17 protein-coding genes and 1 pseudogene are annotated in these 19,933 nt (G+C 72.3%); 10 read left to right on the top strand and 8 right to left on the bottom strand.

Annotated elements, in window-relative coordinates:
• The first annotated feature begins 38 nt into the window (after positions 1 to 38).
• Positions 39 to 1,376 (top strand): M16 family metallopeptidase, encoded by a 1,338-nt coding sequence (locus ACNAW0_RS15960; protein WP_416288639.1) that lies wholly within the window; start codon positions 39 to 41, stop codon positions 1,374 to 1,376.
• A 76-nt stretch (positions 1,377 to 1,452) separates the two neighbouring features.
• Complete coding sequence (gene nudC, locus ACNAW0_RS15955) at positions 1,453 to 2,397, top strand: NAD(+) diphosphatase (protein ID WP_416288638.1); 945 nt, start codon at positions 1,453 to 1,455, stop codon at positions 2,395 to 2,397.
• Positions 2,398 to 2,536: 139 nt separating this feature from the next.
• On the opposite strand, the gene ACNAW0_RS15950 is transcribed toward nudC, so the two are convergent.
• From ACNAW0_RS15950 to ACNAW0_RS15940, 3 genes are all read right to left on the bottom strand, one after another.
• Positions 2,537 to 2,806, bottom strand: coding sequence for a hypothetical protein (locus ACNAW0_RS15950; protein WP_416288637.1), 270 nt, complete (start codon positions 2,804 to 2,806; stop codon positions 2,537 to 2,539).
• A gap of 214 nt (positions 2,807 to 3,020) precedes the next feature.
• Positions 3,021 to 3,260, bottom strand: a complete 240-nt coding sequence (locus ACNAW0_RS15945) for a DUF397 domain-containing protein (protein ID WP_416288636.1) — start codon at positions 3,258 to 3,260, stop codon at positions 3,021 to 3,023.
• Between the two features lie 76 nt (positions 3,261 to 3,336).
• Positions 3,337 to 4,317 carry a helix-turn-helix domain-containing protein gene (locus ACNAW0_RS15940; protein ID WP_416288635.1) on the bottom strand — a complete coding sequence of 327 codons (981 nt, stop codon included), beginning with the start codon at positions 4,315 to 4,317 and terminating at the stop codon, positions 3,337 to 3,339.
• 217 nt (positions 4,318 to 4,534) lie between these two features.
• Here ACNAW0_RS15940 and ACNAW0_RS15935 point away from each other — a divergent pair.
• A pseudogene (locus ACNAW0_RS15935) lies at positions 4,535 to 5,752 on the top strand (MFS transporter); the annotation flags it as partial.
• A 102-nt stretch (positions 5,753 to 5,854) separates the two neighbouring features.
• Here the strand turns inward: ACNAW0_RS15935 and ACNAW0_RS15930 are convergent.
• On the bottom strand, positions 5,855 to 6,097 hold the full coding sequence (locus ACNAW0_RS15930; RefSeq protein WP_416288646.1) for a mycoredoxin: 243 nt from the start codon (positions 6,095 to 6,097) through the stop codon (positions 5,855 to 5,857).
• A gap of 93 nt (positions 6,098 to 6,190) precedes the next feature.
• On the opposite strand from ACNAW0_RS15930, the gene ACNAW0_RS15925 reads away from it, so the two are divergent.
• From ACNAW0_RS15925 to ACNAW0_RS15915, 3 genes are all read left to right on the top strand, one after another.
• On the top strand, positions 6,191 to 8,347 hold the full coding sequence (locus ACNAW0_RS15925) for an ATP-dependent DNA helicase UvrD2 (RefSeq protein WP_416288634.1): 2,157 nt from the start codon (positions 6,191 to 6,193) through the stop codon (positions 8,345 to 8,347).
• A 124-nt stretch (positions 8,348 to 8,471) separates the two neighbouring features.
• Complete coding sequence (locus tag ACNAW0_RS15920; protein WP_416288633.1) at positions 8,472 to 8,726, top strand: hypothetical protein; 255 nt, start codon at positions 8,472 to 8,474, stop codon at positions 8,724 to 8,726.
• A 141-nt stretch (positions 8,727 to 8,867) separates the two neighbouring features.
• Entirely contained in the window at positions 8,868 to 9,233 is a 366-nt protein-coding gene (locus ACNAW0_RS15915; RefSeq protein WP_416288632.1) for a WhiB family transcriptional regulator, read from the top strand.
• Between the two features lie 316 nt (positions 9,234 to 9,549).
• On the opposite strand, the gene ACNAW0_RS15910 is transcribed toward ACNAW0_RS15915, so the two are convergent.
• The 3 genes from ACNAW0_RS15910 to ACNAW0_RS15900 form a co-directional block, all read right to left on the bottom strand.
• Entirely contained in the window at positions 9,550 to 10,896 is a 1,347-nt protein-coding gene (locus tag ACNAW0_RS15910; protein WP_416288631.1) for an ABC1 kinase family protein, read from the bottom strand.
• A gap of 10 nt (positions 10,897 to 10,906) precedes the next feature.
• Entirely contained in the window at positions 10,907 to 12,019 is a 1,113-nt protein-coding gene (locus ACNAW0_RS15905; protein WP_416288630.1) for a TOMM precursor leader peptide-binding protein, read from the bottom strand.
• A 273-nt stretch (positions 12,020 to 12,292) separates the two neighbouring features.
• Positions 12,293 to 12,460 carry a DUF5679 domain-containing protein gene (locus tag ACNAW0_RS15900; RefSeq protein WP_165945332.1) on the bottom strand — a complete coding sequence of 56 codons (168 nt, stop codon included), beginning with the start codon at positions 12,458 to 12,460 and terminating at the stop codon, positions 12,293 to 12,295.
• Positions 12,461 to 12,982: 522 nt separating this feature from the next.
• On the opposite strand from ACNAW0_RS15900, the gene ACNAW0_RS15895 reads away from it, so the two are divergent.
• Together ACNAW0_RS15895 and ACNAW0_RS15890 are read left to right on the top strand one after the other, a co-directional pair.
• Positions 12,983 to 13,504: a M48 family metallopeptidase gene (locus ACNAW0_RS15895; RefSeq protein ID WP_416288629.1), complete on the top strand. Its 522-nt coding sequence runs from the start codon at positions 12,983 to 12,985 to the stop codon at positions 13,502 to 13,504.
• A 140-nt stretch (positions 13,505 to 13,644) separates the two neighbouring features.
• Positions 13,645 to 14,247, top strand: coding sequence for a hypothetical protein (locus tag ACNAW0_RS15890; RefSeq protein ID WP_416288628.1), 603 nt, complete (start codon positions 13,645 to 13,647; stop codon positions 14,245 to 14,247).
• A 120-nt stretch (positions 14,248 to 14,367) separates the two neighbouring features.
• Here ACNAW0_RS15890 and ACNAW0_RS15885 read toward each other — a convergent pair whose 3' ends face one another.
• Positions 14,368 to 15,573 (bottom strand): zinc-dependent metalloprotease, encoded by a 1,206-nt coding sequence (locus ACNAW0_RS15885; RefSeq protein WP_416288645.1) that lies wholly within the window; start codon positions 15,571 to 15,573, stop codon positions 14,368 to 14,370.
• A gap of 183 nt (positions 15,574 to 15,756) precedes the next feature.
• Between ACNAW0_RS15885 and ACNAW0_RS15880 the strand changes: the two genes are divergently transcribed.
• Together ACNAW0_RS15880 and ACNAW0_RS15875 are read left to right on the top strand one after the other, a co-directional pair.
• Complete coding sequence (locus ACNAW0_RS15880) at positions 15,757 to 16,770, top strand: PDZ domain-containing protein (protein WP_416288627.1); 1,014 nt, start codon at positions 15,757 to 15,759, stop codon at positions 16,768 to 16,770.
• 123 nt (positions 16,771 to 16,893) lie between these two features.
• Entirely contained in the window at positions 16,894 to 19,860 is a 2,967-nt protein-coding gene (locus ACNAW0_RS15875) for a UPF0182 family protein (RefSeq protein WP_416288626.1), read from the top strand.
• The last annotated feature ends 73 nt before the right edge of the window (positions 19,861 to 19,933 follow it).

Below are 19,933 nucleotides of genomic sequence, written 5' to 3'. Positions count from 1 at the left end.
GGTTTGCGAGCCCCGCAGTCGCGAACGAAGGAGGGCCAGTGACGGCAACCGTGGAGACCGGGGCCCGGCCGCTGCCGCCGCTCGGCCCCACCCGCAGCCTCAAGCTGCCGACCCAGGCCGAGCGCACGCTCGCCAACGGGCTCACCGTGATCGCCGTACGCCGGAAGGCGGTCCCGCTGGTCGAGCTGCGGCTCTGGATGCCCGCCGGGCACACCCACCTGGCACGCGGCGCGGTGCTCGCGCAGACCATCCTCTCCGGCACGGCGACGCACAGCGCGACGCAGATCGCGGCCGAGCTGCAGAAGGTCGGCGGCGGGCTCTCCGCCGGGATCGACCCGGACCGGCTGATGCTCTCCGGGGCCAGCCTGGTCACCGGCCTGGGCCGGATGCTGGAGTTGCTCGCCGACGTGCTGACCGGGGCCGTCTACCCGGGCGACTGGGTGGAGACCGAGCGGGACCGACTGGTCGACCGGATCCAGGTCGCCCGGAGCCAGCCCGCCCACCTGGCCCGGGCCGCGCTGCTCAAGCGGATCTACGGCCGCCACCCGTACGCGGTGCAGACGCCCGAGCCGGACGAGGTGCGTGTGGTCCGCCCGCCCGTCCTGCGCCGGCTGCACGCCGAGCGGGTGCACCCGGCCGGTGCGGTGCTGGTGCTGGTCGGTGACGTGCACCCGGACCGGGCGCTCGACGCCGCCGAGCAGGCGCTCTCCGGCTGGGACGGGGCGGGGAACGTCGCCGAGCTGCCGCCCGCGCCGCCGTTGGAGCCCGGCCCGCTGCTGTTGGTCGACCGGCCCGGCTCGGTGCAGTCCTCGCTGCGGATCGCCCTGCCGGCGGTGCCCCGCACCCATCCCGACCACGCCGCGCTGCAACTGGCCAACCTGGTCTTCGGTGGCTACTTCTCCTCCCGCTGGGTGGAGAACATCCGTGAGGACAAGGGCTACACGTATGGGCCGCACTCGGTGGTGGAGCATTCGGTGGCCGGGTCGGTGCTGGTCGCCGCCGTCGAGGTGGCCACCGAGGTGACCGCCCCCGCGCTGCTGGAGACCTGGTACGAGCTGGGTCGCCTCGCCGCGCTGCCGCCCAAGCCCGAGGAACTTGAGCAGGCCCGCCAGTACGCCCTCGGTACGCTTCAGCTCGGCATGTCCACCCAGGCCGGGCTGGCCTCGCTGACCAGCGCGTACGCCGGCAACGGGCTGCGCCTGGACTTCCTCGCCGAGCACGCCGCCCGGCTGGCGAAGGCGACCGTGGACGACGTGGCCGAGGCGGCGGCGCGCTACCTCGCCCCGGCGAAGGCGGTCACCGTGGTCCTCGGTGACGCCGAGCGGGTCGAGGAGTCATTGGCCGCCCTAACCGCGGTCCGGACGGAGCCGGCGTGAGGGAGCGGAGCGAGCGAACCATTTGGCTCAGCAGCGTGGCGCCTCGCGCCGCCGCGGAGCGGAGCGAGGCGGCGGCGTGAGCGGCGAGGTCTGCCCGCCGCTGGCCCGGTCCACGCTGGACCGGGCGGCGCACCGGCGTAACGACCCGGACTGGCTCGCCGAGGCATGGGAGCGGGCCCGGGTGCTGGTGTTGGACTCGGCCGACGACGGCCGCGCCCTGGTGCGCGGCGAGGGCGCTCCGCCGGAGCTGGTGCTGGTCGGCCCGGACGAGCTGCCCGAGGTGCCCCGGTCGGTGCCGATGTTCCTCGGCGTGGAGCCGGACGGCGTACCGGTCTTCGCGGTGGACGCGCCGCTGCCGGAGCTGCCCGGCACCCGCCGGGCGAACCTGCGCGAGGTGGGCCACCTGCTGGTCGACCGGGACGCGGGGATCTTCACCACCGGGCTCGCCCTGTTGAACTGGCACGTCCGGCACGGCTACTCGTCGGTCACCGGGTACTCCACACAGGTCGACGAGGCCGGCTGGTCGCGGGTCGACGCGCTCGGCGAGCGGGTTTGGCCGCACACCGACCCGGCCATGATCGTGCTGGTTCACGACGCGGTGGACGGCCCGGAGGGGCACTGCCTGCTCGGCAGCAACGCCGCCTGGGCGCGCAACCCGGGCGAGCGCCGCTACTCCTGCCTGGCGGGCTACGTCGAGCCGGGGGAGTCGGCCGAGGCCGCCGTGTTCCGCGAGGTCCGCGAGGAGGTCGGCGTCGGGGTCGCGGAGATCGCGTACGCGGGCAGCCAGTCCTGGCCGTTTCCCGGCTCGCTGATGCTCGGCTTCCTGGCCCGCGCCGACGTGGACGAGCCGATCCGGGTGGACCCCGCCGAGATCGCTCACGCCCGCTGGTTCACCCGGCGCGAGATCGGTGCCGCGCTGGCCGGAGAGGCGGTCGACGTCGGTGGGGAGCGGCTGGTCCTCCCGCCGCCCTCCTCGATCGCGCTGTTCCTCATCCATCGCTGGCTCGACGGGCACTGCTGACCGGCGGGGGCCGGACGCGGCCCCGGCCCGGAACCGTCGTTGCCGCGGCGGTCCGGGCCGGGAACACGGGCCGTCGTGGCCGGCTAGGCGAGGAACACGGCGGGGGAGCCGGTCCGACCACGACGGACGTCGGCGGGGGTCAGCTGCCGCCCCAGCGGTAGGGGTCACCGGGGTCGTGCTCCTCGACCGGGAGCACCTTTACCCGGTGTCGGCCGGCGCGTACGGCTCCCACGCAGGCCAGCGCCCGGGCCAGCAGCAGGGCGGCGTCCCGGTCCTCGGCGTGGACGACCTGGCGGCGCGGCTCCGGCGCGGTGGTCTCGTCCCGCAGCCGGATACCACCGGACCAGGCGGCAGCGATATCGGTGTCGGCGGCGCTACGGATCTCGGTGCGGACGATCAGGAACCGCATGGGTGTCCTCCGGGTACGGATGGACGAATACGCGCTGGAACTTCCACGTCACTCTTTCGACATGTTACGCCCGGCCGCCGTCCCAGCAAGTGAAACTCGACTGTTGTTCGTGGGTGTCGACCGATCGGCGGAGCACAGGTCAGCACTGTTGTCGGGGGTGGATATACGACGGGGCCGCCGGCGCGACGCCGACGGCCCCCGGGTGCTCGGCGGATCAGTTCAACGCGAACTGCCCGTTCTTCGCGCCGGCGATGAAGCCCAGCCATCCGGCCCGGTTGAACAGCAGCACCGGTCCGCTCGGGTCCTTGCTGTCCCGGAGCGCCACCGCCGCCGGCCCGGTGGACAGGGGCGCGACTTCTACGCAGTTCGAGGTCTGGCTGCGGGTGCTCTTGCGCCAGGTGGCGCCGGCGAGCTGCTGCGCGAGGTCGGACGAGCTGTTGCGGATCTCGTTCATGGTTCTGCTCCTGGTCTGGAGTGCTCCGATGGGGACGAGTGACGTCGCGCGGGCCGGACGGCCAGGTCCGCGTGGATCACCGGTCCGTCGTCAGGCGCCCCGAGCCGTGGCGGCGCTGGGCCGGCGCCGTTGCCGGCCCGAACGTCGCGGCGGGCTCGACTGCCGTGTCGGTCAGCCGTCCCGTCGCCTCGATGAGCCAGGAGAGGGTGTCCGATGCGGAGAGCGCCGCCGAGCATAGCCACTCGAATACCACTTTATAGCGATTTAGGGTGTTTGCCTCGGTGGACATGACGTCGGTGAACCCGCCTTCGATGGCCAGGGTCTCCGGGTCGAGCGGATCGGCGAACCGGTAGACCGAGAAGGCGGTCGGTGGGAGATACCAGTCGCCGACCCGGGTGTCCCGCAACAGCAGGTGCAGGGTCACGTTCGGCAGCATGGCCAACTCGCAGAGGTGGACGATCTGCGCGTGCAGCACCTCGCGCGGGCCGGCCCGCCAGCCGAGGGCCGCCTCCTCCAGCACTGCCGTGTAGCGGGGTGCGTCGGGGGAACGGGTCAGCAGCGACTGGCGGGCCTGGCGGGCGCGTACCTCGGTCTCCGGGTCGTCGATCTCCGGGTCGCCGGCCTGCTCCGCCACCTGGGACGCGGAGCTGATCCGGTGCCGGGCGTACCCGGGGGTCTGGAGCAGCCCGGGGACCAGCACCGGGTTGTACTCCGAGATCTCGGCGCAGCCCGCCTCCAGTTCGGCGAAGCCGCGCTGCTGCTGGGTCATCACCGGGAAGTTGCGCAGCCAGCCGCGCATGTCGCCGGCCTCCAGGGTGATCCCCAGCAGCTCCTCGCGCAGCTCGTCGTCCGCGCCGTAGAGGGTCAGCAGGACGGCGACGTCGTCCGGATCCGGGCGGCTGCGCCCGTTCTCCAGGCGGGACAGCTTGGACGCGGAGGCCCAGCCGATCCGCTCGATGACCTGGTCGCCGGTGAGGCCGGTCAGCTCACGCAGCCGGCGCAACTCGGTGCCGAGCCTGCGACGGCGCAGGATCGGGCCTGGTGCGGCAGGAGGCACGGGAGTCCTCTTTCCGTCGACCGCCGCAGCACGCGACGGTAACTGTATGAAGTTCGCCCCCCACGGTCAGTATGGACGGCGCGACCGGTGCCGGAGGTTCCGGCGAGGGCGTGTCTTGAGACAAAAAGAGGACTGTGGAGGGTCGTTCAACCGCTCCGGCCGGGAACGCCCGGACCGGTCAGCCTCCCCCGACACACCCCTGCCCGGAGGGAACCCGATGCGCGTCGTTCTGCGCCGCCCCGACTTCCGCCTGCTCTTCGCCGCCCTCCTGGCCAGCATGGCGGCCGAGTCGATCCTGCTGCTGGCCCTCGCCGTCTGGGCGAAGGATCTGACCGGCTCGGACGGCATGGCCGGGGCGACCATCTTCGCCATCATCGCGCCGATGACGCTGGCGCCGCTGGTCGGCTGGGTCGTCGACCGGTACCGCCGCCGGCCCTTCTTCGTGGTCGCCAACCTAGGCACGGCGGTGCTGCTCGGGCCGCTCTTCGCGGTCCACGACCGTGCCGACGTCTGGATCATCTACGCGGTGGCCGCGTGCTACGGCCTGTCGTACATCGCGCTGAGCGCGGTGCTGAGCGGGCTGATCCGGCACCTGGTGCCGAGCGAGCTGCTGGCCGACGCGAACGGGGTGCTGCAGACCGTCCGGCAGGGCCTGCGGCTGGTCGGCCCGCTCGCCGGGGCCGGGATCTACGCCGCCGTCGGGGGGTGGCTGCTGGTCGCGCTCGCCATGACCGGATTCCTCGCCGCCGCGGCCGTGGTCGGCCTGCTCCGGGTCACCGAGTCCGGGCCGCCCGGCGCCGACCTGCGCTGGCCGGCCGAGCTGGGCGCCGGCCTGCGGCACCTGGCCGGCGAGCCCGCGCTGCGCCGGGCCGTGCTCGGCTACGGGCTCGGCTCGCTGGTGATGGGCTTCACCGAGTCGCTGATCTTCGCGTACGTCGACCTGGGGCTGCGCCGGGAGGCCGCGTTCGTCGGCGTGCTCGTCACCGTGCAGGGCGTCGGTGGGCTGGTCGGCGGGCTCGTCTCGGCCACAGTGGTACGGCGGGTCGGTGAGGTGGGGGCGCTCGCCGCCGGGGTGACCTTCTTCGGGCCGGCCGCGCTGGCGCTGGCGTACCCCCGGCTCTGGCTCGGCGTGGCGGCGCTGCTACTGGCCGGGTTGTCCCTGCCGCTGACCATGGTGGGGCTCAACACGCTGATCCAGCGGCGTACCCCGCCGGGTTTGCTCGGCCGCGTCGCCGCCGCCTCCGAGGCGCTGGTCAGCGGCCCGCAGGCGCTCTCCATCGGCACCGGTGCCCTGCTCGTCGGCGTCTTCGACTACCGCCTGCTCTTCGCCCTGGTCGGGATGGTCACCACCGCCGCCGGCGCCTACCTCTGGCACTACCGCCACCTCACGCCACCAGCCCCGCCACCCCCACCCACCCGTCCCGCCATCCCCACCGCCCGCCGCCCCCCGAGGCCACCGCCGATCATGAAGTTGTTGCCACGACACGCCGTGCCCGACGGCAATAACTTCATGATCACCGGGGGTGGGGGGGGTGGGTCAGCTGGGGAGGGTGGCCAGGTGCTGCTTGACCTGGACGATCGAGGGGTTGGTCAGGGCGCTGCCGTCGGCGAAGCGCAGGGTCGGGACGGTCTGGTTGCCGCCGTTGACGCTCATTACGAACTCCGTGGCCTGCGGATTCTGCTCGATGTCGACCACCTCGTACACGATGCCCTCCCGGTCGAGCTGCGACTTCAGCCGGTGGCAGTAGCCGCACCACGAGGTGGAATACATCGTCAACATGGTCAGGTCCTCCAAGGGGGATGGCTCACGCCCGGTCCGATCAGGCCAGGCTAATCGCTGCAACATCGTCGGGGACTGGGATGATTCCTCGTTGTGGTGGTTCACTCAGCGGCGGAACGGGTGCTCGCCGCGCTGGATCCGGAGCAGCGGTCCGCGGTGACCGCCCCCGCCGGCCCGGTCTGCATCCTGGCCGGCGCCGGCACCGGCAAAACCCGGGCGGTGACCGCCCGGATCGCCCACCGCGCGCTCACCGGTGAGATCTCCGCCCGGCACGTGCTGGCGGTCACCTTCACCGCCCGCGCCGCCGCCGAGATGCGAGCCCGTCTCGCCGTGCTCGGGGTGCCTGGCGTCCAGGCGCGCACGTTCCATGCGGCGGCCCTACGCCAGGTGCGCTACTTCGCGCCCCGGCTGCTGGAGGGGCGGGCCATGCCGGAGCTGTTGGACAGCAAGGTCCGGGTGGTCACCCTGGCCGCCGCCAAGGTGGGCCTGCGCGCCGACCGGGCCGCCGCCCGCGACCTCGCCGGCGAGATCGAGTGGGCCAAGTCGTCCCTGGTCGAGCCCGCCGAGTACGTGGTGGCCGCCGCCAAGGCGCTGCGCGAGACGCCGTTCGAGCCGGCGAAGGTGGCCGAGGTCTTCGCCGCGTACGAGCGGCTCAAGCGCGGCAACGGCGTGATCGACTTCGAGGACATGCTGCGCGCCGCGGTCTGGGGCATCGAGGAGCACGCCGACGTCGCCGAGCAGGTACGCGGCCAGTACCGGCACTTCGTCGTCGACGAGTACCAGGACGTCAACCCGCTCCAGCAGCGGCTGCTGGACGCCTGGCTCGGCGGCCGGGACGACCTGACCGTGGTCGGCGACGCCAGCCAGACGATCTACTCGTTCACCGGGGCGACCTCGTCGTACCTGGTCGACTTCCCGCGTCGGTACCGCACCGCCACGGTGGTCCGGCTGGTCCGCGACTACCGTTCCACGCCGCAGGTGGTCGGGCTGGCCAACGCGGTGATCTCGCAGGCCCGGGGCGTCGAGGCCCGACTGCGGCTGGAGCTGCACGGCCAGCGCCCGCCCGGCCCGGAACCCGAGCTGCGGATCTTCACCGACGAGCCGGCCGAGGCCAACGCGGTCGCCGCTCGCTGCCGGGCGCTGATCGATGGCGGCACCCCGGCCCGGGAGATCGCGCTGTTGTTCCGCACCAACGCGCAGTCCGAGGCGTACGAGAAGGCGCTCACCGAGGCGCGGGTGCCGTACGTGGTGCAGGGGGCGGAACGCTTCTTCGAGCGGCCCGAGGTACGGCAGGCGATGGTGGCGCTGCGCGCCGCCACCCGGTCGATCCCGGGGGAGACTCCGCTGCCGGCCGCGGTGGTCGAGGGGCTCGCCGCCGTCGGCTGGGCACCCGACGCGCCCCCGCCCGGCGGCGCGGCCCGCGAGCGGTGGGAGGCGCTCGCCGCCCTGGTCCAGCTCGCCGAGGAGTACGCGGCCACCCCGTCGGTGGTGCCGATCGGCGAGGCTGCCGCGATCGAGCGCCCGGTGACGCTGGCGGACTTCAACGAGGAACTGGCCCGGCGGGCGGCCCAGCAGCACGTACCCACTGTGGAGGGGGTGACGCTGGCCTCGCTGCACTCCGCCAAGGGCCTGGAGTGGAACGCCGTCTTCCTGGTCGGCCTCGCCGAGGGCACCCTCCCCACCACGTACGCGAAGACCCCGGAGCAGGTGGAGGAGGAGCGGCGGCTGCTCTACGTCGGGATCACCCGGGCGCGGGAGTGGCTCTGGCTGTCGTACGCCGCGGCCCGCTCGCCGGGCGGGCGGGCCCGGCGGCCCTGCCGGTTCCTGCCGCGGCTCGACCGCTCGGGTGGCACCGAGCGGGCCGGTGGCGCGGCCCGACGGACCGAACGGCGGCGTACCCAGGTGGTTTCCTGCCGGATCTGCGGTGCCACCCTGCTCGCCGGGGCGGACCGCAAGCTGGGGCGCTGCCCGACCTGTCCGTCGGACCTGGACGAGGAGCTGTACGAGCGGCTGCGCGAGTGGCGGCAGCGGGTGGCCGAGGCGCAGCGGGTGCCGGCGTACGTGGTCTTCACCGACGCGACGCTCACCGCGCTGGCCGAGCGGAAGCCGGGACGCGGCGAGGAGCTCATCGCGATCGCCGGGATCGGCCCCCGCAAACTGGGGCTTTACGGCGATACCGTGCTGGCCCTGGTGGCCGGTGCGGCGGTGGACGACGTCTGCCCGCAGAAAAGTTTCGAATCTGACCCGTAATTCGTTTGCCCTCGCCCCGAGGCGAGGAATAGCCTCAGGGCACACCTCGCGAGCGGCGCCATTCCGGCTGCTCACGGGGGATGAGTCCATGGTCGGCACGAGGAAAGTCAGGGAGGTGGCATCAATGGAGACCTACATCTACGAGCGTCCGGCGGCGATGCCAGCTGCCTACGTTCCGCTGTCGGCCGTCCGGGTGGCCCTTGCCACTCGACCGTCGGTTCCGCAGGTGCACCAGGTCCAGGTTCAGGCCGAGCTGAACCTGACCGTGGCGCCGTTGGCGGCGATCGAAGGGACCAGTGGCTCCACGGGCCTGGGCATCGGCAGCGCCAAGAAGCGCACGGATGTCCGCGGCGTTCCACCTCGAGGTAGACCGGTCTGATCAACAGACCACCGGCTCACCTCGAGGCCGCGGAACCCGCACACCGGGATCCGCGGCCTCAGTGTTTTTGCACCGCCGTAGTGCCCAAGTACGTCGGAAACGCGATCCACGAGATCGAAGTGAGAGAGAGGTGACCGGAGGATGAGTCTGGCGTTGGCCCCGCTCGACGTGAGTGTCGAGATGGAGGCGAACCTGCCCTGCCGGAAGTTCGACCCCGACCTGTGGTTCTCCGACTCGCCCACCGAGCTCGAGCTGGCCAAGTCGCTCTGCGGGGACTGCCCGCTGCGCGTCGAGTGCCTCGCCGGCGCGGTGGAGCGGGCCGAGCCGTGGGGGGTCTGGGGCGGCGAGATCTTCGAGCGTGGCGCGGTCGTCCCGCGCAAGCGGCCCCGTGGCCGTCCGCGCAAGGAGGACCTCGCCCGCGACGCCCAGCTCCGGGTCGAGGCCGAGGCACGACTGGCGGCCAACGGGCTGTCCGAGTCGCGCAACGCGGTCCGGCTGGCAGCCTGACACACCCCGTTCCACACGTCCCGCCGGTGATCCACCGGCCACGAGAAAGTCGAAACCGATGATGTACCTGCCGAATGGAACCGAGATGCAACTACTTCACGAAGCGTTGTCCCGGGCTCGAATGCCCCGGCCTCAGGCCGGTCGCACCACCACGAGCACTGAGGCAACCCGTTCCGCCCGTACCGTCGCCATGAAGAGCCGGAGCCGATCGGCTCGCGACCTGGGCGTTCTCTAGATCCCTACAGCATGACGGGGGCGGCGGCCGGATGGCCGTCGCCCCCGCGGCGTACGCGCGGCTCCCGCACTGGGTGCCGGATCAGCTCACCGGGGCGAAGCCGGGCAGCCAGCGTTCCAGGATCGTCCGGTAGGGCGCCTTCGCCTCCAGTTGGCAGAGCACCCCGATCGAGCCCAGCGTCACCCGATGGATCATCAGGTAGGACGGGGGCAGGTTGAGCTGGCGGCTGAGTTGGAACGAGGGCGACCGGGGGCTGGCCAGCCGGGTGGCCTCGGCGCGCAGCCAGGCCCGGGTGAACCGGAACTCCTCCTCGGCGACCGGGGTCAGCATCGGCTGGAGCCACTCCAGCAGCGCCTGCGCGTCGATCGGCTCGGTCTGGCTGACGAAGCCCTCGTCGCGCAGCCCGGTCACCACCCCTTCCGCGTCGCCGCGGATCGCCAGCCCGGCGATCCGGCCGATCGGCTCGGGGGTGCCCTCCGGCATCCGGGCCACCGCGCCGAAGTCGATCACGCCGAGCCGGCCGTCCGGGAGCAGCCGGAAGTTGCCCGGATGCGGGTCGGCGTGCAGCAGCCCGGCGCGCATCGGCGCGGAGAGGTGCAGCTCGGCCATCAGCCGTCCGGCCTCGTCGCGCTGCTCCTCGGTGCCGTTGCGGATGATCTCCGCGAGCGGGATGCCTTCCACCCACTCGGTGATCAGTACCCGGGGCGAGGCGTCCACCACCGCCGGGATGAAGATCTCCGGGTCGTCGGCGTACGCCGCGGCGAAGGCGCGCTGCGACTCGGCCTCCAGCTCGTAGTCCAGCTCCTCGGTGATCCGCTCGCGCAGCTCGACCAGGAGCGGCTTGACGTCCAGCCCGGGCTGGATCGCGCGGAACATCCCGCCCAGCCGGGAGAGCTGCTTCAGGTCGGCGAGCAGGGCGTCTCCGGCGCCGGGATACTGGATCTTCACGGCGACGTCCCGGTGGTGCGGGGCGCCGCTCGGGCCGTACCCCGGGTCACGCCAGACCGCGCGGTGCACCTGACCGATGCTGGCGGCGGCGGCCGGGGTGTCGTTGAACTCCACGAACCGGTCGCGCCAGTCCGGCCCGAGCTGCTCGGCGAGCACCTTGTGCACGGTCGCCGCGGGCAGCGGCGGGGCGGCCTCCTGGAGCTTGGTGAGCGCCTGGCGGTAGGGGCCGGCGATCTCCTCGGGCAGTGCCGCCTCGAAGACCGACAGCGCCTGGCCGAACTTCATCGCCCCGCCCTTGAGCTGCCCCAGCACGCTGAACAGCTGCTCGGCGGTGCGCTGCTGGATCTCGGCGGAGATGACGTCGGACGCGAGCCCGGTGACCCGCTTGCCCATGCCGAGGACGGTCCGACCGGCGAAGCCGAGCGGCAGAGCGGCGAGCTTGGCGGTCCGGGACACGGCCCGGCGTGGGATGTCGGTCACCCGGTCATTGTTACCGACCCGACGGGCCCGCTGCTGGTGCGAGCCGGGAGCGGGTGCTGCGGATTCGGATCGGGCGACGCCCGGAGCACTCGCAGGACGGATGTGGCGGCCACTGGCGGCGGCGGAGCCGGCCGGCCCCGGCGATCTCGACGGCACAGCCGAGGGTCTCCGGGCTGCCGCCGTCGAGCTGGGCCAGCGCCTCCGCCGCCGCGTACGCCACCGCCGCGAGCCGGGTGGTGGCGGCGCACGGGCGCTCGGACTCGTCGGCCGCGAGCTGGGCGGCGAGCGCCGGCCAGTCCGGGTCACGGTCCATCCGGTGCAGTTCGAGACAGTTCAGGCAGGGGCCCGCCGGTGGGCGCACCAGCGGGCCGACCACCGGCACGCCACCGCGTAGGTCGACCAGGAGGTGGGGCTGGCGGCGCTGCGCGTACCGGGTGGCCAGCAGGGCCGCGGGTCGGTCCGTACCGAGCTGGACCACCAGGTCGAGGCGGCCCCGTCGGAGCGGCCCGGTCTCCGTCCCCGGCGCGGACCGGCCGAGTGCGCCACGGATTGCCGTGGCGAGCGGTCGACCCAGCTCCGCGGCGGTCAGGCCGGCTCCGACCAGGTCGCCCGGGCGGACCGGGCCGGCCAGGTCGGGCGCCACGTGGCCGACGCCCGCCTGGGCCAGCGCGACGGCGATCGCCCCGCCGAGCCGGCCGGCGCCGGTGACCAGCACCCGGGCCGCCCTGCGGCGGCGCAGCACCTGGGCCGGCGTGCCGGGCAGCCCGGCGGTGGCCAGGGACAGGGCCTCGGCCTCACCGGCCAGCCGGGCCCGGACCGGTCCGGCGAGGTCGCGGGGGAGCAGGCTGTGCGCCGGTACGACGAGACCGGCGGCCCGGAGCGTGTCCAGCAGGACCCGGGCCTCGTCCGGCGTCACCTCGGCCGTGGCGGCGTAGGCCAGGACGGCGCGCTCGCTGCGGGTGCCGTCGAGCAGGTCGAGAAGGCGGACGGCCCGAGGGTTGGCCACCTCCAGCAGTACGGCCTGGCCGGGCTCGAGCCCGAGCTGAAGGGTGTGCCGGTCTCGCCAGAGCCGGGTCAGCCCCGGCAGGAGCGTGGGACGGACGAGCGGGGTGCGGCCGGTCATGCCACGAATCGTGACCGTGTCCGCGCTGCCCGTCGCTCGTTGTCCACAGGTGCGCCCGACCGTATCCAGGGTTGTCCACAGAAAAAGCGGGGTTATCCACAACCCGGCGGTAACCATTGTCGGTCAGCCGACAGTTCTGGGCCGGGCGCGGCGCGGGGCCGGACATGACGCGGGGGAGGGGCGACCATCGGCCATCCCCTCCCCCGCGCGATCCGTCCGCGAAGGTGCCGGCGGGCTCGTGCCTGGCGGCCCGCCCGGCGGCACCTTCGCCGGTCAGACCTTGGCCTTGCCGAGGATGCGGTTCACTGTTGTGCCGCACACCGGGCACTTGCCCTTGGCCATGTTCATGCCGGTCTTCGAGACCTCAATGCGCCCCTCGAAGTCCCGCTTCTCCTTGCACTTCACGCAGTAACCGTTGTAGGTCTGGGCCTGGTCGGCCACGCTAGCCCTCCTCGTCTCGTCCGCCGGGCACGCCCGGCGGGTTTCCCTGCGGCGGGCCACGCGTGGCACCGGCGCCGGGGGGTTCTCCACGATCACGCTCGTGACCGCTGGTTGGCGGACCCTACCCAGCTCTGGGGGGTTCCATGTCAGCTGTGCGTCGACTCTGTGAGCTAGCCGACGACGAGAGTGTGCATGCCGGGTTAGATCGGATAAGTCAGTTTGGCGGGGACACGCCGGGTGAATGCGCCCAGATTCCCCTTCGGGCGGCCCCCGCGCGATGTCCCGTCCGTAGATCACCTAACGTGTGCGGGGGCCGGTGGGTGACGGCCTGAGGGCCGGTTCTCGCCGCCACGAAGGGTGATCGGTACCGGTCGAGCGGCCACCGCAAAGAAAATTTTCAGGACTCCCTGCGACCAACCACCATTTTCCGGGCGCGTGTCATCGTGTTGACTCTTGCGGACCCCTGGTCAGTACGCAGTAGCTTTCCCTCGTGACAGTCATCCGAGGCTGCGCGGACCAGTGATGGCCGGGACGCGGAAGCCGGTCGTCGAGGTGCGGCGCAGTCAGCGCCGGCGACGCACAGTGTCCGCGTACCGGGACGGGGAGCGCGTTGTGGTGCTCATCCCCGACCAGTTCTCCCGCGCCGAGGAGAGCGAGTGGGTCGATCGGATGCTGGCCCGGCTCGCCGCCCGGGAGGGCCGGCTCGCCCGCTCCGACGCGGAGCTGTTCGCCCGGGCCACCCGCCTGATCAACCTCTACCTGTCCGACTACGGCACCGCGGCCGCCCCGGCCAGCGTGCGCTGGGTCACCAACCAGAACGGCCGCTGGGGTTCCTGCACCCCCGCCGACCGCACCATCCGGATCTCGCACCGGATCCAGGACATGCCCGAGTGGGTGATCGACTACGTGCTCCTGCACGAGTTGGCACACCTGATCGTGCCCAGCCACAACGCCCAGTTCTGGGCACTGGTCGGCCGGTACCCGAAGACCGAGCGGGCCCGGGGCTACCTGGAGGGCGTCGCCTCCGTCGCCCTGGCCGGCTGAGCCTGCCGTTTCCGCCCTCCCTACCCAGCGGGGAGAGCGCGCAGATTCACGGAAACCGTCGCCATTCGACGCCGAATAGCAACGCTTTCGGTGGAAGAGGGTCCTCGGGGCGGCGAAAGCGGGAGGGCTAGGGTCGGAGTGTGGCTCGGCGTGTGGTGGTGGCGTTGCTCGCTCCGGTGGTGTGGACGCCGCCGGGGATCGATCCGACGCGGTGGCGTACCGCGCTCGCCGAGGACGTCGTGGACCTGCTCGCCACGCTCAACGAGGTGGAGACCGCGGTGGCGGTGACGCCCGAGGACCGCTGGCTGGCCGACGCCGTGGTCTGGCCCGGCACCGCCGTGTTCGAGGTGCCGGAACCGACCGTCAACGCGGTCTTCGCCGCGCTGACCGGCTACGACCAGGCGGCCGTGGTGGTCGCCGACGCGCCCGACGTGCCCGGGCTCACCCTGGGCAAGCTGCTCCGGCCGCTCTCCAGCCGCCCGGTCGCGGTCGCCCCGGTGGAGGGGAGCGGCAAGGGCCTGCTCGGCGTGGCCGCCCGGTTGCCCGTACCGGAGTGGTTGCCGGCGCTGGACCTGGACAGGGCCGCGCCGGCCGACGTGCGCGTGGCCGCCCCGCGCCCCGGCGACGTGGCGGTCACCGCCGGCTGGCGTCGGCTGCGCGGCCCGGCCGACCTGGCCACCCTCGACCCGGCCTTCGAGGGCTGGGAGGCCACCCGCGCCCTGCTCTCCGCCCAACCCGGCTGACCGTTGCTGACGTAGCGAGATCCGCACAACTTCCGGGAAGCTGTGGCCTCGGCCCAGCGCGAGACCACAGCTTTCGTGAAGTTGTGCGGACCTTGGGGAAGGGCGACGGGGCGGGCCGGATCAGGACTTCTTGTCGTCGCCCTCGTCCGGGGGCTGCTCCTCCGGGGCCCCGGGGGCGGTGAAGTCGAAGTTGGCCAGTTCCTCGTCCAGGTCGCTGCTGGTCGCGGCGAACGCTTCCGGGTTGGCGAAGTCGTCGTCCGAGGGAAGCAGGTCGGGGTGGCCCCAGACCGCGTCCCGGCCGGCGATGCCGCGGTGCTCGGTCAGCGCCGCCCAGAGCACGGTGGCCTCGCGTAGCCGGCGGGGTCGCAGCTCCAGGCCGACCAGGGCGGCGAAGGTCTGTTCGGCCGGACCGCCCGCGGCCCGGCGCCGGCGGAACGCCTCGCCGAGGCGGACCACGTTGGGCAGGCGGTCGCCCGCGGCGCTGTCGACCACGTGGCACACCCAGCCCTCGACCAGGGCCAGCACGGTCTCCAGCCGGGCCAGGGACGCCTTCTGCGCCGGGGTGTCCTCCGGGGTGAAGATGCCTTCCAGGGCGATCGCCTGCATCGACTCCGGGTCGGTCGGGTCGACCTGGCCCATCGCCTCCTCGATCGCCTCCCGATTGACGCGGATGCCTGCGGCATAGTTCTCCACCGCGGTGAACACGTGCCCGCGCAGCCACGGCACGTGCTGGAAGAGCCGCTGGTGGGCGGCCTCGCGCAGGGCGACGTAGAGGCGTACCTCGTCCTCGGGCAGCTCCAGGCCCTCGCCGTACGCCCGGATGTTGGCCGGGATGAGCGCGGCGGTGCCGGCCGGGCCGAGCGGCAGGCCGATGTCGCCGGCGGAGAGCACCTCGGCGGCGAGCGAGCCGAGCGCCTGGCCGAGCTGGCCGCCGAAGAGCGCGCCGCCCAGCGTGGCGACCATCGACTGCATCGGGCCGAGTTGGGCCCGCGCCTCCGGCGGCACCAGGTCGCTCATCGCGCCGACCATCCGGCTGGCCACCGGGTCGCAGAGCTTGCGCCAGACGTCGAGGGTCTTGTAGATCCACTCGTTGCGGTTCCAGGCGACCGACGTCCGGATGCCGGAGGGCCACGAGGTGGCCGGCTCCAGCCAGAGGTCGGCGATGCGCAGCGCCTCTTCCACCGCGTTGCGTTCGAACGGCGAGACCGCCGGGTCACCGGCGGCGGCGAGCTGACTCGCGGCCACCTGCCGGGCGAGGTCCCAGTTGACCGGCCCGCTGCCCGGCGCGGAGAGCAGGTGCTGCAACTGCGACATGAACTGCTGCATCTGCGCGGGATCGTTGGGGTCTGGTGGTTGCCCACCCGGGAGCGCGAAGCCGAACGGAATATCAGGCACGTCGTCTACGGTACGCGTGCCCCGCCGCAGGTCGGCCCGCTGGCGTTGCGCTGAGGGCGAAGTCCGCAGGTCGCCGCGCCCGAGCCCGACGTGCGGATCGGTACGCTCTGCCGCATGAGACGTCGCGGCGTGACCGTACTCCTCGGTGCACTGCTCACCGCCCTGCTCAGCATCGGTGTGCTGAGCGTGCCCCTCCCGTACGTGGTGCTCGGTCCCGGCCCGACGGTCAACACCCTCGGCACCTCGAACGGCAAGGAGATCATCCAGGTCACCGGCCGGCCGACGTCCACCTCCGCCGGGCAGCTGCGGCTCACCACGGTCGGGGTGCAGCCCACCGTCCGGCTCCGCTCGGCGCTGGCCGGCTGGTTCTCCAGGGATGAGGCGGTGGTGCCCCGTGAGCTGGTCTACCCGCCGGGCGAGTCGCAGCAGGAGGTCGAGAAGCGCAACGTCGAGGACTTCCAGGCCTCGCAGACCAGCGCGGAGACGGCGGCCCTGCGCGAGCTGGGCTACCCGGTCCAGGTCCAGGTGAAGACGGTCAACCCGGGCGGGCCTTCGGTGAACGTGCTCAAGCCCGGCGACGTGCTGACCTCGGTCGACGACCAGCAGGTGACCAGCGCCGTCAGGCTCACCGGGCTGATCCGGGCCAAGCCGGCCGGCAGCGCGCTGAAGATCGGGTACACCCGGGACGGGCAGCCCGGCACCGCCAAGGTGACCAGCCGGGAGCAGGACGGCCGGCCGCGGATCGGCGTCGAGATCGACCAGCAGCAGCCGCACCCGTTCAACCTGAAGATCGACCTCGGTGACATCGGCGGGCCGAGCGCGGGGCTGATGTTCGCCCTCGGCATCATCGACAAGCTGGAGCCGGCCGACCTCACGGGCGGAAAGATCATCGCCGGCACCGGCACCATCGACGACGACGGGCGGGTCGGCCCGATCGGCGGCATCGCCCAGAAGCTGGTCGGCGCCAAGGAGGCCGGGGCGAAGGTGTTCCTGGTGCCCGCCGACAACTGCGCCGAGGCGCTCCGCAACCCACAGCCCGGCCTTCCGCTGCTCAAGGTGGCGTCGCTGGACGACGCGCTGAAGGCGCTGGAGACGCTGCGCGCCGGGGGGCAGCCGGCGCGCTGCTGAGCCGGCCCGGCGGCCGCGCGGAGGATCGTGACGGGACCTTGACCCGACGTGTTCAGGAACACCCCGTACTCTGGGTGCCTGGTCGGAGCCGATCACATCGAGCGTGCGGAGCCAACAGTGGTCATGCGTAGCAGCCCATTGCCGAGGATGAGTCGGCGCGGACGCGCCACCGTCGGTGTTCTGATCGGGGTGTTCCTGCTCTTCACCCTGCTCGGGTGGGGGGTCAACGCGTGGACCGACTGGCTGTGGTTCGACGAGGTCCACTACACCCAGGTCTTCACCGGCGTCCTCGCCACCCGACTGACGCTGTTCCTCCTGGTCGGGGCCGGCCTGGCGGCGCTCATCGCGGGCAATCTCTGGCTGGCGTACCAGCTGCGACCCCGGTTGCGCCCGCACTCGCCCGAGCAGGCCACCCTGGAGCGGTACCGGATGCTGCTGGGCCCCCGGCTGGGCACCTGGATCGCCCTGGTCTCCGCGGTCATCGGGCTCTTCGCCGGGCTGTCGGCGCAGAGCCGGTGGGGCCAGTGGATGCTGTTCCGCAACGGCGGCAGCTTCGGCGTGAAGGACCCGGAGTTCGGGATCGACGTCGGGTTCTACGTCTTCCAGCTGCCGTTCTGGAGCTACCTGCTCGGCGTCGCGTTCACCGCGGTGGTGCTGTCCCTGCTCGGCGCGCTGGCCGTGCACTACCTCTACGGCGGGGTGCGGCTGCAGGGCGTCGGGGACCGGATGACCAGCGCCGCCCGCGCCCACCTGAGCTCGCTGGTCGCCGTTTTCGTCCTGCTCAAGGCCGTCGCGTACGTGCTGGACCGGCGGGCGATGCTGCTGGAGTACAACGAGGGCGCCAAGCTCTACGGCGCCGGCTACGCGGACGTGAACGCGCTGCTCCCGGCGAAGGAGATCCTGGCGTACATCTCGATCGTGGTGGCGATCGCGATCATCGTGTTCTCCAACGCGGTGATGCGGAACCTGGTCTGGCCCGGCATCTCGCTCGCCCTGCTCGGCGTCTCGGCGGTGGCGATCGGCGGCATCTACCCGTGGGCGGTGCAGACCTTCGAGGTGAAGCCGAGCGCCCGGGACAAGGAGGCGCCGTACATCCAGCGCAGCATCGAGGCGACCCGGGGCGCGTTCGGGCTGACCGGCGCGAAGACCACCGGGTACGCGGCGAGCAACCTCGTCCCGCCGCCCAGCCTGGCCACCGACACCTCGGTGGTGCAGAACGTCCGGCTGCTCGACCCGCAGCTGGTCTCCGAGACGTACACCCAGCTCCAGCAGGTGCGCGGCTTCTACGACTTCGGCCCGAAGCTGGACATCGACCGGTACACCGTCGACAGCAAGACCTCCGACTACGTGGTCGGCGTCCGGGAGATCAACTACGGCAAGCTGACTTCGCAGCAGAGCAACTGGATCAACCGGCACACCGTCTACACCCACGGGTACGGGCTGGTCGCCGCCCCCGCCAACCGGATCTGCAACGGCCTGCCGTACTTCGTCTCCGGCTTCCTCGGCGAGTCGGACAAGCAGGCGCAGGGCTGCGCGTCCGGGACCGAGCAGATCCCGGCCGAGCAGCCGCGGATCTACTACGGCGAGCGGATGACAGGCGACGACTACGCGATCGTCGGGCAGACCGGCGACCGCAACGTGGAGTTCGACCGCCCGACCTCGACCGGCGGCGAGCAGTACTACACGTACACCGGTGAGGGTGGCGTCAAGATCGGCTCGTTCACCCGGCGGCTGCTTTACGCGATCAAGGAGCAGGAGTCGAACTTCCTCCTCTCCGAGAACGTGAACAAGGACTCCAAGCTGCTCTACGTGCGCAACCCGCGGGACCGGGTGGAGAAGGTCGCGCCGTTCCTCACCCTGGACGGCGACCCGTACCCGGCGGTGGTGAACGGCCGGATCCTCTGGATCATCGACGGCTACACCACGGCCGCGACCTACCCGTACGCCGACCGGGTCAACCTCCAGGCCGAGACGGCCGACGAGCTGACCGGCCGGGGCACCTTCCAGCTCGCCCGGGAGAACGTCAACTACATGCGCAACTCGGTCAAGGCGACGGTCGACGCGTACGACGGCACGGTGCGGCTCTACCAGTTCGACGACACCGACCCGGTGCTCAAGGCGTGGAACAAGGCGTTCGGCGGTGACCTGGTGCTGCCGAAGAGCGACATCCCGCCGGAGCTGTCCGCGCACTTCCGCTACCCGGCCGACCTGTTCAAGGTGCAGCGCAACCTGCTCACCCGGTTCCACGTCACCGACCCCGGCGACTTCTACTCCGGCCAGGACTTCTGGCAGGTGCCGAACGCCCCCGACGCGCCGGACAGCGGGCAGAAGCAGCCGCCGTACTACCTCTTCACCCAGTTCCCGGAGCAGCAGGAGCCGCGCTTCCAGCTCACCTCCGCGGTCACCCCGAACGGCCGGCAGAACCTGGCCGCGCTGATCTCCGGGTCGTACGTGGACGGCCAGCCGCGGCTGCAGGTGCTGGATCTGCCCGACCAGACCCGCACGGCCGGCCCGGTCCAGGTGCACCAGCAGATGACCAACACCGACTCGGACATCCGGCAGCAGCTCAACTGGCTCTCCTCCTCCAACCAGGCGCAGGTGGAGTACGGCAACCTGCTGTCGCTGCCGTTCGGCGACGGCATGCTCTACGTCGAGCCGGTGTACGTGAAGAGCAACCAGCAGGACGCCTACCCGCTGCTGCAGAAGGTGCTGCTGTCGTACGGAGACGGCGGGTCCTACATGGTGCTGGCAGACAACCTGTCCGACGGCATCAAACAGCTCGTCGAGCAGGGCAAGCGGGCCGGGACCGGTAACCCGCCCGCCCCGGGCGGCAACCCGCCGCCCACTGGCGGCACCAGCCAGCCGGTGCTCACCGGCGAGCTGGCCCAGGCCGCCGACAAGGTGCAGAGCGCCATCGGCGAGGTCAAGGCCGCCCAGGCGTCCGGTGACTTCGAGCGGTACGGGCGGGCGCTGAAGACGCTGGACGAGGCGATGACCGCGTTCCAGCAGGCGCAGGCGGCGGTCAACAAGTCGCCCGCCCCGTCGGCCAGCGGCAGCCCGGCGTCGCCGTCGCCGACACCGAACGGCTGACGCCAGCCCGACCATCGAGCCCGTGGCCCGGACCCGTAGCGGTCCCGGCCATGGGCTCTTGTCGTATACCGGA

The sequence above is a fragment of the Micromonospora sp. SL1-18 genome (assembly GCF_047921505.1).
Classification (GTDB): Bacteria; Actinomycetota; Actinomycetes; order Mycobacteriales; family Micromonosporaceae; genus Micromonospora.
This window is presented reverse-complemented; position numbering and strand designations above follow the sequence as displayed.

Excerpts from the sequence above, each read along its gene's own strand:
- ACNAW0_RS15920 (WP_416288633.1), top strand. The coding sequence starts at position 8,472 with ATGGAGACCTACATCTACGAGCGTCCGGCGGCGATGCCAGCTGCCTAC.
- ACNAW0_RS15905 (WP_416288630.1), bottom strand. The coding sequence starts at position 12,019 with ATGACCGGCCGCACCCCGCTCGTCCGTCCCACGCTCCTGCCGGGGCTG.
- ACNAW0_RS15875 (WP_416288626.1), top strand. The coding sequence starts at position 16,894 with ATGCGTAGCAGCCCATTGCCGAGGATGAGTCGGCGCGGACGCGCCACC.
- ACNAW0_RS15950 (WP_416288637.1), bottom strand. The coding sequence starts at position 2,806 with ATGCGGTTCCTGATCGTCCGCACCGAGATCCGTAGCGCCGCCGACACC.
- ACNAW0_RS15945 (WP_416288636.1), bottom strand. The coding sequence starts at position 3,260 with ATGAACGAGATCCGCAACAGCTCGTCCGACCTCGCGCAGCAGCTCGCC.
- ACNAW0_RS15915 (WP_416288632.1), top strand. The coding sequence starts at position 8,868 with ATGAGTCTGGCGTTGGCCCCGCTCGACGTGAGTGTCGAGATGGAGGCG.
- ACNAW0_RS15885 (WP_416288645.1), bottom strand. The coding sequence starts at position 15,573 with ATGCAGCAGTTCATGTCGCAGTTGCAGCACCTGCTCTCCGCGCCGGGC.
- ACNAW0_RS15930 (WP_416288646.1), bottom strand. The coding sequence starts at position 6,097 with ATGTTGACGATGTATTCCACCTCGTGGTGCGGCTACTGCCACCGGCTG.
- ACNAW0_RS15895 (WP_416288629.1), top strand. The coding sequence starts at position 12,983 with ATGGCCGGGACGCGGAAGCCGGTCGTCGAGGTGCGGCGCAGTCAGCGC.
- ACNAW0_RS15880 (WP_416288627.1), top strand. The coding sequence starts at position 15,757 with ATGAGACGTCGCGGCGTGACCGTACTCCTCGGTGCACTGCTCACCGCC.